Here is a 13,284-nt window from a genome sequence, read left to right as displayed (position 1 = left end):
ATAAAAATTGTCGAGGTTGACGGCCTGTCAGAGGGCGTTTTCAGTAAAGAAGGTCGTATTGTTGCCGGTCCCTATGACTACAACGTGGTAAAAAGCGACAACCAGAACTGGTTTTTAACCAGTGAAATTCCCGCAGGACCGTATACTCCGGTACTACCCGTCATCCCGGACCCCGATCCAGAGCCACCTGTAACACCTGAGCCCCCTGTAACACCAGAACCGCCTGTGACACCGGAGCCACCTGTTACGCCATCTGTTCCACAACCAGAACGAAAACATCAGTATCGCCCGGAAATTGGTAGCTATCTGGCCAATATTCAGGCGGCAAATACGCTGTTTAATACCCGGCTGCATGACCGTCTGGGGGAAACACAATACACCGACCTGCTCACTGGCGAACAGAAAGTAACCAGTTTGTGGATGCGTAACATTGGCGGGCATAACCGCTTTAAAGATCGTTCGGATGAATTGAGCACCCAGAGCAACCGTTATGTTCTGCAACTGGGCGGCGATCTTGCGCAATGGAGCAGTAACGCACTCGATCGCTGGCATCTCGGCCTGATGGCTGGCTATGCCAACAGCAAGAGTCACACGCATTCCAGCCTGACCGGATACAGCTCACGTGGGCAAATCGACGGCTACAGTGTGGGCGTGTATGGCACCTGGTACGCTAACGAAGCAGACAAAACAGGGACTTATGTTGACAGCTGGTTGCTCTATAACTGGTTTGATAACACCGTCTCCGGCGAGTATCTGCCCAGTGAAAAGTATCACTCTGACGGCATCACCGCCGCCATTGAAGCGGGTTATACCTTCCGTCTTGGTGAAAGCGCAGATGCGCGTACCAGCTACTGGTTGCAGCCAAAAATGCAACTGACGTGGATGGACGTGAAGGCAGACAATCATACGGAAGACAATGGCACTCTGGTTGAGGACAGCACCGAAGGCAACCTGCAAACGCGTCTGGGGGTGAAAGCGTATCTGCAGGGTCATCATGCTATTGATGATCATAAAGAGCGTTCCTTCCAGCCTTTCGTGGAAGCCAACTGGATTTATAACTCACGCAATTACAGCGTGAAAATGGATGGCATCAGCGATGCAATTACTGGCACGCGTAATATTGGCGAGTTAAAAATGGGGGTAGAAGGTCAGCTTACCCCGCGTCTGCAACTGTGGGGCAACGTCGCCCAGCAGTTGGGTGACAATGGTTACAGCGATACCCAGGGAATGCTGGGCATGAAATATCTCTTCTGATACCCCTTTGCCACCTGTCACAGTACGGGTGGCACTCTCTTAGATCGACAACCTTTGTGATCGCGCTCGCATTCAGTCATTTTTACTATAAATATGATGAAGTTAATTCAGCTTATTTATGGGTGAAATCACTATGGACCCCTTGCACGCCGTTTACCTGACCGTCGGACTGTTCGTCATCACCTTTTTTAATCCGGGGGCAAATCTCTTTGTCGTGGTACAAACCAGCCTGGCCTCAGGCCGTCGTGCAGGTGTACTCACCGGGCTTGGCGTGGCGCTTGGCGATGCCATCTATTCCGGGTTGGGATTGTTTGGGATGGCGACGCTCATTACCCAGTGTGAAGAGATTTTCTCACTCATTAAAATCGTCGGCGGCGCTTATCTTTTATGGTTTGCCTGGAACAGTATGCGCCGACAATCAACACCACAGATGAGCGCATTACAGCAGCCGCTTAATGCTCCCTGGTATGTATTTTTCCGCCGTGGACTCATTACCGATCTCTCTAATCCACAAACAGTTTTATTTTTTATCAGTATCTTCTCAGTGACGTTAAGCGCAGAAACGCCGACCTGGGCGCGGTTTATGGCCTGGGCGGGGATTGTGCTCGCATCTATTATCTGGCGTGTATTTCTTAGTCAGGCGTTTTCTTTACCCGCCGTGCGTCGTGCATACGGGCGTATGCAGCGCGTTGCCAGTCGGGTTATTGGTGCGATTATTGGTGTCTTTGCGCTACGGCTGATTTATGAAGGAGTTACACATCGGTGAGCTGATAATTGTAACCAACCCAATTGAGAAATTGGACCGCCATCGAGGCCTCGAACCCCGTACCATACAACAATCCTGGTTGTCGTCTGCTCTTCCTGATGAGCTAATGGCGGTTTTTTGATACGAACCTTACAGCATATTTCCTGTCAGGCCCTGGTGCGATGCATAAGATACAGAAACTGCCCTACGCGAACATGACGGAATTATGATTTTTTTCATATGAATGTCAACTCGCACATTCACAAAATATATTTATTGATCATTTAATAAGCAGCACTGAGTTCATGTCGGCTGATCGCTTTACACAGGCAGCGAGCTCTTGCCCCTGCCCTGAATGTTGTCGCTCTCTTAGTGCCGGAGAGCGACGTTATATGTAGCACTACACGCTATATTTAATTTTTCAGTCCGTTAGCGTGCCATTATCAATCACAAAGCGATATTTCACATCGCCGCGCAACATTCGCTCATAGGCTTCGTTAATTTGATCGGCCCGAATCATCTCTATATCAGCTACGATGCCATGTTCGGCGCAGAAGTCGAGCATCTCCTGGGTTTCTGGAATGCCGCCAATCATCGAGCCGGCAATTGAGCGACGTTTCATGATCAGGTTGAAAACCTCCGGCGACTTATGCGGCGTTGCGGGAGCGCCAACCAGCGTCATGGTGCCATCGCGTTTCAGCAAAATCGTAAAATCATCGAGATTATGCGGCGCAGCAACTGTATTTAAAATGAAATCGAAACTCTTCACGTGGGCCGCCATTTCATCGGCATTACGCGAGTTAACGACTTCATCAGCCCCCAGGGCTTTTGCCGCTTCGCGTTTTGATTCAGAAGTGGTAAACGCCACCACATGCGCTCCCATAGCGTGGGCCAGCTTGATTCCCATATGCCCCAGACCGCCAATGCCGACCACGCCCACTTTTTTACCTGGCCCGGCCTGCCAGTGGCGCAGCGGTGAATAGGTCGTAATGCCTGCACACAGCAACGGCGCAACTGCGGCAAGCTGCTCTTGCGGGTGGCGAATACGTAAAACGTAACGCTCATGAACAACAATTTGCTGCGAATAACCGCCCAGAGTATGGCCCGGCTCGTCTGGCGTCGGCGCGTTATAGGTCCCTATCATGTGATCACAATAGTTTTCCAGCCCGTCTTCACACTCTTCGCAGTGTTTACAACTGTCGACAATACAGCCGACGCCCACCAGATCGCCCGGCGCATGTTTTTCCACCTGATCACCAACGGCCACCACGCGACCCACAATTTCATGGCCTGGCACGCAGGGATAAACCGTCCCCGCCCACTCCGAACGGACCTGGTGGATATCGGAATGGCAGACGCCACAATAAGCGATTTCGATTTTGACATCATGCGGTCCCGGTTCACGGCGGGTGATGTCCATCGGTTCCAGCGGTTGTTTAGCGGAATATGCACCAATAGCTTTGATCTTCATTGCGTTTACTCCTGATTAGCTATGTGTATTTGGCGATGCCTGATATGTCATCGCGGCAAAACGCGTCCATTGAATATAGCCAATATTTAAGCCGCCCGATCCAGCCCCAACATACCGCGTACCTGAACCAAACAGAGCAGCAACGTTCCCCACAGGGCCAATACGTGTAATTTTTGCCATACGTAAAAGAGTAAAACTGACTATATTTATTTTTTGGGCGCAGATAAATTAATTATCTACACAACGGCAATAAGGGCATACTCTTCGAAGATAACGTCCATTTCTGGCGAATAACTTCCTTCCGCCTCGAAAAAACGACGGTGTTCATTACGCCAATATTTAAGACTGAGATCACCTTCGCCTTCCTTACGGGCAAACTCTTCAGTGACATCAGAAAAGCGCAGTAAATACAGGCCAATAATTCTGATAACACAAACAGGCTCGCCAGCGCTATTTTGCACAATCTTATACTCACCAATCATCGGAAACGCGTTGTCCTCAATACATCCCGCCAGCGAACCACAGGAAGCAGTTTTAACACCAGTCGCAATCAACGTTGCGAGGTGATCGGCCAACGCTGCTGAATCGCCAAAAGTACAACAGGAAGCATGAGGATATTTTTGTGAGATATTTTCTTCTATGGACATGGGAATATTTACGCAATCATGGAAAAATAAATCACATCATAATTACTCTTGATAATAATCAGCAAGAGTATCATTGGTTTTTCCACGCTTAATCTTTTTTATCCGAAGCAGGTCACATTTATGGCTTGATAAATATCTTTGTTAAAACTCTTTTTTTGTGTATTTCTCTCAAATAACCCCCTAAAAATTATGCCTGGAGATTATAAAGTTCAGGATGATTCATTAGCAAACCACTGCCGACACACTCATATTCAGATAGCCCCACTCCCTGGGGCTTAAATCTCTTACTATTCACCGTTGCAGACATATCAAATGCGTATCAACCTGCCACACTCCCCCACACCAGTTGTCCTTTATGGAACGTTGCCGTTCTCGGCGAAATACGCGCCACCGCCTCGGCGGAACAGGAGGCGTCCACCAGCACAAAGCTGGCGTCATCCTGCGCTTTTGGCCACACACGCTCGCCTTTTTCATTCAGCGGCAATACGTCTCCAGTGGCTAAAAACAGCGAACGGGAGAGGTTCTGTTCGTTAGGACGAATATAGAGCTGCGCGTACAGATTGGCTTTTTCCAGCATGTCGCCCAGGCCGTAAGGCGACCAGTGGTCGATAACGCTGTCGGTGCCGGTCATCACTTTTACGCCTTTGTCGTGGAGCTGTTTGAGCGGCATATGCAACGTGCCAATCGGCACCGTCGAGGCGATAGAAATTTGCTGCGCCGCCATCCGGTGCGCCAACTCATCGACCTGTTGCTCGTTGAGCGTAGCCAGCGCAAAGGCGTGACTGATGGTCAGTTTGCCTTTCAGCTGTGGCGTTTTCTCCACCGTTTCAACCATATAATTGATGGCTGCCACGCCCGCCGGCGTGGTTTCGTGCAGGTGAATATCGACGCCTTTGTCGTAGTCCAGCGCAATCTGGAACATGGTGTCGAGGGATTTTTCCATCGCGCCATCAACACTGGTTGGGTCCAGCCCGCCGACGTAATGCGCCCCTGCCTGCATCGCTTCGCGCATTAAGGGTTCCGATTTCGACAGCAGCAAACCGTGCTGCGGGAAGGCGACAATTTCACACTCGAAGCCCGCCTGACGTCGCGCCAGCACCGCCTGCAAATTTTGCAGATTTTTCAGGCCGGAAACCGGTTCGATATTGCAGTGGCTGCGGGCAATGGTGGTGCCTTTCGACTGCAATAAATCGATCAGTTTTTCCGCCCGCTCTTGGGTGTAGGGTTGCAGCTCCGGCAGCATTTTCTGCTCGAGCTTAATCATATCCTGGATGGTGGTGCCTGCCGGGCGATTGAGCGAGCGCCACGGCCCGCCGTAAAAGGTTTTGTCGAGATGAATATGCATGTCGCGGGTGGTGGGCAGCATCAGCTTACCGCCAGCGTCATAGTGCGGCAGCGTGGCGTCCGGATGCTGTTTGTTCTCGCGCAGGGCAACAATTTTACCGTTCTGAATCTCCACGGTCTGGCGCGTCGTGCGGGTCTGCACCGCCACGCCATTTTCGTAGTCAAATCCAATTTCCAGCAGCACGTTGTCGAGATAGTAATGCGGGTCAGTGATTTTCATGGTGTTGTTCGCTTCGCAGTTTGTAGTGCCAGAAACCGCCGCATGGGCGAGCGGCACAGAGGTACCAAACAGCGCAGCGGCGGTAACCATCTTACCGCTCTGGCTCAGAAACTCACGGCGGCTATTGCTTTCTTTCATCTTACGTCCTTACGTTTTAATAATATGGGTGCCCGTTTCGCCACGCAGCGCCGCAGGCAGGCATTCCGGCGTGGTGATAATCACTTCTTTGCCGCCCTGTTCCAGGAATGTCAGGCTGGCGATGATTTTTGGCAACATGCTGCCGGGCGGGAAATGCCCTTCCTGCATATAGCGGGTCATGGTGGCAATATCTACGCGATCCAGCGCCTGCTGCTGCGGCTTGCCAAAGTGAATACACACTTTTTCCACGCCGGTGGTGATCACCAGAATGTCGGCGTGAATTTCGCGAGCCAGTAGTGCGGTGGAGAGATCTTTGTCGATAACCGCGTCCACGCTTTGGTAATCCCCTGCTTCGCTGCGCACCACCGGAATTCCGCCGCCGCCCGCGCCAATTACCACAAAGCCTTGTTGGATCAGCGCCTTAATGGCAGGTGCTTCGACAATACGTTTCGGTTCCGGCGAGGCGACAACGCGGCGATAGCCGCGTCCGGCATCTTCAACAAAACGCCAGTCAGGGTTAGCCTTTTGTAGTTCGTCACGCTGGCTTTCACTGAAGAATGCACCGATGGGCTTGGTGGGATGAGCAAAACCCGGATCGTTTTTATCCACTTCCACCTGAGTCACCACGGTGACGGCTTTTTTCTCGCCGTGACGCGCCAGTCGGTTGTTCAGCGCCTGTTGGATCAGATAGCCGATGCCGCCTTGCGTATCTGCCACACAGTTCGCCAGCGGCGTTAAGGGCAGCCCTTCGCGCTCGTGGGCAATCTCCGCACGGCGTAAATCCAGCCCGACCTGCGGCCCGTTACCGTGGGTCAGCACAATGTCGTAATCGGAAGCCAGCATTTCCAGCACCGTATCGGCGACGGCTTTCACCGCCTCCGCCTGATGCTCAATCGACTGGCTGGCGTTATCTTTGATAATGCTGTTGCCACCAATGGCAACGACCACAAGTTCTTTCATGTTGTTATGTCCGCTACAGAGGGTGATGAGGTTATGACCAACGCCAGACTGCCTGATGCGCTACGCTTATCAGGCCTACAAATTCTCGTGCCATCCGTAGGCCGGATAAGGCGTTCACGCCACATCCGGCAGTGGTGACAAATGCCTGATGCGCTACGCTCGCGCGTCTTATCAGGCCTACAGATTCTTGTGCCATTCGTAGGCCGGATAAGGCGTTCACGCCGCATCCGGCAGAAACAACGCGCACTTTACAGTTCAGACGCCGTAACGTTCGCACCAGCCAAGAATGGCTTTCTCGAAGCAGGCGAATGGTGGATGCACAATGCCCGCGCCAATCATGCCGACGCCCGCATCTTTATGGGCGATGGCGGTGTTGATCACCGGCAGAATGCCACTGCTGCCGACGCGGGTGATGTCGATAGCCGACGGCACGCCCATAAAACCGAGCAGCGGAATGGTGACGTTCGGGTTTTCACCGAGAGTGATTTCGCGCATCTGACGGGAGAAATCGATAGCCTCTTCCACCGTGCCGCCCACCAGCGCGACGATTGCAGGCGCGGTCGCCATAGCAAATCCGCCAATACCGTAGGTTTCAGTGATGGCGCTGTCGCCGATATCCAGCCCCGAATCTTCCGGCTTATAACCGGCAAACATCGGGCCGATCACCTGCTGCGCTGGGCCGGTAAACCATTGCCCCGGTAATCCGCTGACCCGCAGGCCAAACTCGACGCCGTTACGCGCCATGGTGGTCACCACGGTGCTGTATTCGATGCCGTGCGCCGCATCCATCGCCGCTTTACACATCGCCATCCACGTCGGGCCGGAGAAGTAGTCGCTGCTGGCAACAAACTCAAACACTTCGCGCTGTTGCTCCACGGAATAACCTGCCTGAATAATCCCCGGCGTCAGCGCCTGAATCAGTAGCGTCGTCCCGGCGTTATTGCGGTTATGGCACTCATCGCCCATATGCAGCGCTTGCGCCAACATTAAGCGCAGATCGATCTCGCCGATAATTTTCATCGCGTCGCGCAGCATTGGCCCCTGCACATCGCGCATCCAGTTGAGGCGGTCAATCACGCTCTGGTCGTTAGCGCCCATGCGCAATATCTTCGCCATCTGCTCGCTCATGTTGGTGTAAGCGACGTTGCCGTAGGTTTTGTTTTTTACGATGTGCATAAACATCGAGGCCGAGGTGACGCCCGCCATCGATCCCACGCAGTCATGCTCGTGGCACGGCGAGAAAGTAATCTCCCCGGAAGCCGCCAATTCAGCCGCCTCATCGAGATCTTTCGCCAGCCCTTCGAACACCAGCGCTCCGGTGACCGCGCCTTTCATCGCACCGCACATTTTTTCCCAGGTGATAGGCGGCCCGGCGTGAAGAATGGTTTTCGGCGTCATGCCTGGCACCACGTTAATCGCCTGATCAAAACCAATCAGCACCGGATGCGACTGGATAATGCGCTCCAGTGCCTGCTGGTTAGCGGCGGCGATTTTGTCTGCCAGCGGCGAATCGGCAATGTTGTCCAGTGCCTGCACCACCTGCATATTGCCCTGCCCCGGCGGCGTCCAGTCGAGTTGGGTCACTTCTACATGCTGCTTTTTCAGGTCATCGCTAAACATGGCGATGCCGACGTTAATAACGTTCAACGGTTGGCTAAACAGTGACGGGCTCATCAGGCTTCCTCCCCTTTGCAGATAAATTCACGCGCCAGCAATCCGGTATTGGTGCTGCTGCTGGCCAGAATCACTCCGGCATCAAGCAGCATCTGGCTTTGTTGTGCTAACGATGGTGTATCGAGATCGGTACCCAGCACATAGGCGAGAATGATCAACTCGCGGCCTTCGGCTGCGGCGATCGCTTTCGCTTCTTTGATCGCCTCGAGGGTGGAGCCGACCGGATCTTCGTGCGATCCAAATCCGAGCACAAAATCCATCACGATCACCGCCACTTCTGAATCGCGCGCTTCTTCGATCAAGCGGCTGATGCGGTTGGTGGGGTCGATCATCGGGTGCGGCTTGCCGTTGGTGAAGTCGTCATCGCCAAAGTCGAGGAAGGTGTGTTTGATGCTGCGGTTGATATCTTTCAGGCGGAATTCAGGATCGGGCTGAATGTTGCTGTAGACATCGCCGTGTTTTTCCATCACCGCGAACATGGTTTCGTCACACAGCGTGCCGCCGCAGAACAGGCCACGAATGTATTTCTGCTGCGGTTGCAGACGCGCACGCACATCCGCAATCAACGGCTGGTTCAGGGTATGCAGGTCGAGATGTTCCTGTTTCACGCCGGAGAGCATCACTGCTTTCAGCGCCGCTTCTTTGCTGCCGCGGGCAAACTGGAGTCCCTGCTCGTCAACCGGCGTTTCGCCACGACCGAGGAAGCAGACCACTACCGGCTTGCGGCAGGCGCGCGCACGTTCCAGCACTTTGCGGGCCACCGCAGGCGCTGGCGGTTTGGAGATAAGCACAATGATTTCAGTTTGCGGATCGTTTTCCAGCATCCCGATAGCGTCGAGCATCATCAGGCCGCCGATTTTCTCGCTCAGGTCGCGCCCGCCAGTGCCAATCAGTTGCGAAACGCCGCCGCCAAATTCATGGATACGGACGCTCAGTTCCTGGCTGCCAGTGCCGGATGCGCCAACAATACCGATGTTGCCGCGACGCACGGCGTTACCAAAACAGAGAGCCGCGCCGTTGATAATCGCCGTGCCGCAGTCTGGCCCCATCATCAGCAGCCCTTTTTCGTGGGCCAGCTGCTTGAGCGCCAGTTCATCTTCAACCGAGACATTATCGGAAAACAGCATCACGTTAAGGTCGTTTTGCAGCGCCTGACGCGCTTCGCGCGCAGCAAACAGGCCGTTGACCGAAATCACTGCCAGGTTACTTTCCGGGATATGCTTTTTGGCGCTGGCAATCGTGGCGTAACGTGCCTCGTGCGAGCCGCTTTGCGCTTTGGTGTTGAACAACTCTTCAATCTCCACCAGCAACTGCTCGTTGTCCGCGCCCGCTTTGCCGTTGATGACAATCATCAGGTCGCCGTTTTTCGCCTGTTCCAGCTCCGGCGTCAGCAGCCCTAAATTTTTCAGTACACCTTTGTTCATTTCGGTCGCCATCGCCACAAATGCCTGCTCGACGCCGTCGAGTTTATTTGCACGCGTGGAGATAGACATCAGCGAGACAGAATCAAAATAGGTATTCGGTTTAATGACTATTTTAACTGACATAATTCCCTCCGTAGGTTTGGCTCAGCGCACAACCATCGGCCATGCCATACAGCATGTCGCAGCCGGAACTGGAGCCAATATGTTTAATTTTTTCTATTGCCTGAGTTGCGTTCCCAGGGATGTCATAAATAATGTCGTGTATAAAACGATGAATATTTTCCCGGCAGCGTTGTTGTAATGCGGCTTCCAGCGTTATGGCACTTAATAATGTGGTATTATTTTTGCCGCGTTGCAGACCGAGATAAAATTCCTCTTTGTATTTTTCCGCCGGATGCCCGGATATAAATAAAATAAGCGCCAGCCCTGTTAAATAATCGTCGGCTGATGGCGTAAGGCCAATCCCTAAGCCCATCATACTGGCGACCGCTGAGGCGATATTTTGTTTATCGTTTACTGCCTGAATAACTGCCCGTCGTTTAATATGTAATTCTTTATTTAATGCCTGATAAAACGGATTATCGCCGTGATAATTAAACAGGGTTTCATTTTCCCCCAGGTGCTGATGAATAATGTCGTGCCACTGTTGCCAGGCGATAAGGTGAAAATTCAGAGCGGTCATTTGCAAGGTTGGGGACAGCCAACGCTGACATCGACTCATCTCTATATGAAGATGTTGACCAACCGTAATGCCTTGATCGTCAAACTGAACCTTATCACCATGCCGGAACAGACCATCAAAGTGAGTGAGTGCCAACCGACAACTGTTTGGCGCATTGTCGTACTCTTCACAAAGCAGCGTCAGCAACTGCTGGCGAGCCGGGAGTGCGATATTTACCGCTCTGGCAAAGACCTGTTCAACCTGTCCTTGCCCCCGCTGCGCCAGAAAATCCGCATCCGCAGTTAGCGCCCACACACACCGTCTTTCTGGTGTGTCGATAGCCAGCCTCCCGGTTTATGCGCCTGCGGCAATCAGCAACTGCGCAATCTCTTCAAAACCCCGTTCCCGCGCCAGTTCCAGCGGCGTTTTGCCATATTTATCCGTCATGTGCGGGCTGGCCCCGTGTTCCAGCAATAGCTGGACAATCGCCTGCTGTTTAATCCCGCCATCGTTAAGCACAATCGCTTCCAGTAGCGGCGTCCAGCCAACATGGTTGGTCTGGTTAACGTTGATATCTGTATGTGCCAAAAGCTCTTTTACAATACTTAAATGGCCTTTTTCACAGGCAGGCGTCAGGCCGACACCGCCAAAACGGGTGACACAATTAAGGTCTGGTTTAGCCGGTAAAATAATTCGTAGCAGCGTTAAATCACCGTTCAGGCAGCTCATTAAAAAAGGATTTAAACATGTCAGGTCTTGTTTATTAATATCCGCCCCGGCATCAATTAATGCCTGAACGCAAGCATATTGCTGATATAAACTTGCCAGCGTAATTGCCGTTTTCCCCTGGCGATCGCAGGTATTAATATCGACACCCAGCGCAAGACAGGTTTTTACTTTATCGATATCGCCCTGTTGTGCAGCCAATAAATAGTCGGCAGGTAGATTTTTTATAGTCATTCACATTCCCCTGGTTTTTGTGGCTGTTTTCGATGAATTGAGAATAGCAACGATAATCTGATAAAAGAACCCGCTTAAATTTAATTCGCCGTATTTCGCCTTTTTGTTGAATGATGCTCAACAATCTTTTCGCAGTGTGCGGTAGTGCAATATTTGTTTCTTTGACCCGATACCCTTTCACTCAATCAGGTTTTATTTCTCTATAGTCTGCACATGTAAGCGCAGCTTTCGTCCATGTCTAACCAGAGGGGAACAAGATGAACGGACTCACTGCAACGGGTATAACCGTCGGTGTTTGTGCAGGGCTTTGGCAGTTAGTGTCTTCACATGTTGGGCTTTCTCAGGGATGGGAATTATTAGGAACGACAGGCTTCGTCGCCTTTTGCAGTTTTTATGCCGCAGGCGGCGGTAAATCGGGGTTTATCAGAAGCCTGGCGGTTAACTATTCCGGGATGGTGTGGGCGTTTTTCGCCGCACTGGCTGCCGGTTGGCTGGCCTCGGTGAGTGGGCTGTCCGCGTTCTGGGCGAGCGTGATTACGACTGTACCCTTCTCGGCGGTGGTGGTCTGGCAAGGGCGTTTCTGGTTACTGTCATTTATTCCCGGTGGCTTTCTCGGCATGACGCTGTTTTTTGCCAGCGGGATGAACTGGACGGTAACGTTACTGGGTTTTCTGGCGGGTAACTGCGTGGGGATAATTTCAGAATATGGCGGACAAAAATTAAGCGAAGCGACGACTAAACGCGACGGGTATTAAAAGTTATTCAAAAATGATTATCTATCTTTAACCGATACCTCTACAGTCATAGCTGGAGAAATTCATAGTAGATAATGGCGGGAATGGTTTAATGAACTCAATTTTTACCGAAGAGAATCTGTTGGCATTTACTACCGCTGCGCGTTTTGGCAGCTTCAGTAAAGCGGCAGAAGAGTTGGGTTTAACCACTTCCGCCATTAGCTACACCATCAAGCGTATGGAGACGGGGCTGGATGTGGTGCTGTTCACTCGTAACACCCGCAGCATTGAGTTAACCGAGTCCGGGCGTTATTTTTTCCGCAAAGCTACCGACCTGCTGAATGATTTTCACGCCATCAAACGCAGTATCGATACTATTTCTCAGGGCATAGAAGCGCGCGTGCGCATTTGTATTAATCAGCTACTTTATACGCCCAAACACACCGCACGCTTATTACAGGTGCTGAAAAAGCAGTTTCCTACCTGCCAGATTACCGTGACGACCGAAGTGTATAACGGCGTCTGGGATGCGATTATCAATAATCAGGCGAATATCGCCATCGGCGCGCCCGACACGCTGCTGGACGGTGGCGGTATTGATTACACTGAAATTGGCGCGATTCGCTGGGCTTTTGCCATTGCCCCGGATCACCCACTGGCCTTTATGCCAGAACCGATCGCTGAAAGTCAGTTGCGTCTTTACCCTAATATTATGGTGGAGGACACCGCGCATACGATTAATAAAAAAGTAGGTTGGTTGCTGCATGGGCAGGAGTCGATTCTGGTGCCAGATTTCAATACCAAATGTCAGTGCCAGATTTTAGGTGAAGGGATTGGTTTTTTGCCGGATTACATGGTCCGTGAGGCGATGACGCAATCCCTGCTGGTTACCCGACAAATCCATAATCCGCGCCAGGATTCGCGCATGTTACTGGCGACTCAGCATTCTGCTACGGGTCAGGTCACGCAGTGGATTAAAAAACAATTTGCGCCAAATGGCATATTAACGGGGATCTATCAGGATCTACTGCATCGGGAGAATTGATACCACT

Annotated in this window: 12 protein-coding genes and 1 pseudogene; 4 read left to right on the top strand and 9 right to left on the bottom strand. The window is 52.0% G+C overall.

The annotated features are described in order from the left end of the window. On the top strand, positions 1–1,254 hold a 1,254-nt coding region (locus D9738_RS22695; RefSeq protein ID WP_130261254.1), incomplete at its 5' end, for an autotransporter outer membrane beta-barrel domain-containing protein. Between the two features lie 133 nt (positions 1,255–1,387). Further along, on the top strand, positions 1,388–2,020 hold the full coding sequence (locus D9738_RS22690; protein ID WP_130218317.1) for a LysE family transporter: 633 nt from the start codon (positions 1,388–1,390) through the stop codon (positions 2,018–2,020). 400 nt (positions 2,021–2,420) lie between these two features. Here D9738_RS22690 and yahK read toward each other — a convergent pair whose 3' ends face one another. The 9 genes and pseudogenes from yahK to D9738_RS22645 all read right to left on the bottom strand — a co-directional run bounded on the left by yahK (position 2,421) and on the right by D9738_RS22645 (position 11,498). After that, positions 2,421–3,470 (bottom strand): NADPH-dependent aldehyde reductase YahK, encoded by a 1,050-nt coding sequence (gene yahK / locus D9738_RS22685; protein ID WP_130261253.1) that lies wholly within the window; start codon positions 3,468–3,470, stop codon positions 2,421–2,423. A 236-nt stretch (positions 3,471–3,706) separates the two neighbouring features. Continuing rightward, positions 3,707–4,117 carry an ASCH domain-containing protein gene (locus D9738_RS22680; RefSeq protein ID WP_130261252.1) on the bottom strand — a complete coding sequence of 137 codons (411 nt, stop codon included), beginning with the start codon at positions 4,115–4,117 and terminating at the stop codon, positions 3,707–3,709. 319 nt (positions 4,118–4,436) lie between these two features. Then, positions 4,437–5,819, bottom strand: a complete 1,383-nt coding sequence (locus tag D9738_RS22675; protein ID WP_130261251.1) for an amidohydrolase family protein — start codon at positions 5,817–5,819, stop codon at positions 4,437–4,439. Positions 5,820–5,828: 9 nt separating this feature from the next. Further along, positions 5,829–6,779 (bottom strand): carbamate kinase family protein, encoded by a 951-nt coding sequence (locus tag D9738_RS22670; protein ID WP_000661631.1) that lies wholly within the window; start codon positions 6,777–6,779, stop codon positions 5,829–5,831. Between the two features lie 49 nt (positions 6,780–6,828). Continuing rightward, positions 6,829–7,011, bottom strand: a pseudogene (locus D9738_RS22665) (hypothetical protein); the annotation flags it as partial. A gap of 23 nt (positions 7,012–7,034) precedes the next feature. Beyond that, positions 7,035–8,453: a DUF1116 domain-containing protein gene (locus tag D9738_RS22660; protein ID WP_130261249.1), complete on the bottom strand. Its 1,419-nt coding sequence runs from the start codon at positions 8,451–8,453 to the stop codon at positions 7,035–7,037. After that, entirely contained in the window at positions 8,453–10,000 is a 1,548-nt protein-coding gene (gene fdrA, locus D9738_RS22655; protein ID WP_130261248.1) for an acyl-CoA synthetase FdrA, read from the bottom strand. Before fdrA ends, D9738_RS22660 begins: the two co-directional genes overlap by 1 nt. Then, positions 9,990–10,853 (bottom strand): DUF2877 domain-containing protein, encoded by an 864-nt coding sequence (locus D9738_RS22650; protein ID WP_130261247.1) that lies wholly within the window; start codon positions 10,851–10,853, stop codon positions 9,990–9,992. Before D9738_RS22650 ends, fdrA begins: the two co-directional genes overlap by 11 nt. A gap of 39 nt (positions 10,854–10,892) precedes the next feature. Next, positions 10,893–11,498, bottom strand: coding sequence for an ankyrin repeat domain-containing protein (locus D9738_RS22645; protein ID WP_130261246.1), 606 nt, complete (start codon positions 11,496–11,498; stop codon positions 10,893–10,895). A 257-nt stretch (positions 11,499–11,755) separates the two neighbouring features. Here D9738_RS22645 and D9738_RS22640 point away from each other — a divergent pair, with 257 nt between their 5' ends. Together D9738_RS22640 and D9738_RS22635 are read left to right on the top strand one after the other, a co-directional pair. After that, positions 11,756–12,253 (top strand): DUF1097 domain-containing protein, encoded by a 498-nt coding sequence (locus D9738_RS22640; RefSeq protein WP_130261245.1) that lies wholly within the window; start codon positions 11,756–11,758, stop codon positions 12,251–12,253. Positions 12,254–12,344: 91 nt separating this feature from the next. Further along, the gene (locus D9738_RS22635) at positions 12,345–13,277 is read left to right on the top strand and encodes a LysR substrate-binding domain-containing protein (RefSeq protein ID WP_130261244.1); all 933 of its coding nucleotides are present in this window, start codon (positions 12,345–12,347) and stop codon (positions 13,275–13,277) included. Positions 13,278–13,284 lie beyond the last annotated feature (7 nt).

The sequence above is a fragment of the Escherichia sp. E10V5 genome (assembly GCF_004212315.1).
Taxonomy (GTDB): Bacteria; Pseudomonadota; Gammaproteobacteria; order Enterobacterales; family Enterobacteriaceae; genus Escherichia.
The sequence above is the reverse complement of the archived record's forward strand: the minus strand, read 5'-3'. Positions and strand labels throughout refer to the sequence as shown.

What these genes read in the sequence shown, in the direction of transcription:
- D9738_RS22690 (WP_130218317.1), top strand. Translation starts at nt 1,388, where the DNA reads ATGGACCCCTTGCACGCCGTTTACCTGACCGTCGGACTGTTCGTCATC.
- yahK (WP_130261253.1), bottom strand. Translation starts at nt 3,470, where the DNA reads ATGAAGATCAAAGCTATTGGTGCATATTCCGCTAAACAACCGCTGGAA.
- D9738_RS22680 (WP_130261252.1), bottom strand. Translation starts at nt 4,117, where the DNA reads ATGTCCATAGAAGAAAATATCTCACAAAAATATCCTCATGCTTCCTGT.
- D9738_RS22675 (WP_130261251.1), bottom strand. Translation starts at nt 5,819, where the DNA reads ATGAAAGAAAGCAATAGCCGCCGTGAGTTTCTGAGCCAGAGCGGTAAG.
- D9738_RS22670 (WP_000661631.1), bottom strand. Translation starts at nt 6,779, where the DNA reads ATGAAAGAACTTGTGGTCGTTGCCATTGGTGGCAACAGCATTATCAAA.
- D9738_RS22660 (WP_130261249.1), bottom strand. Translation starts at nt 8,453, where the DNA reads ATGAGCCCGTCACTGTTTAGCCAACCGTTGAACGTTATTAACGTCGGC.
- fdrA (WP_130261248.1), bottom strand. Translation starts at nt 10,000, where the DNA reads ATGTCAGTTAAAATAGTCATTAAACCGAATACCTATTTTGATTCTGTC.
- D9738_RS22645 (WP_130261246.1), bottom strand. Translation starts at nt 11,498, where the DNA reads ATGACTATAAAAAATCTACCTGCCGACTATTTATTGGCTGCACAACAG.
- D9738_RS22640 (WP_130261245.1), top strand. Translation starts at nt 11,756, where the DNA reads ATGAACGGACTCACTGCAACGGGTATAACCGTCGGTGTTTGTGCAGGG.
- D9738_RS22635 (WP_130261244.1), top strand. Translation starts at nt 12,345, where the DNA reads ATGAACTCAATTTTTACCGAAGAGAATCTGTTGGCATTTACTACCGCT.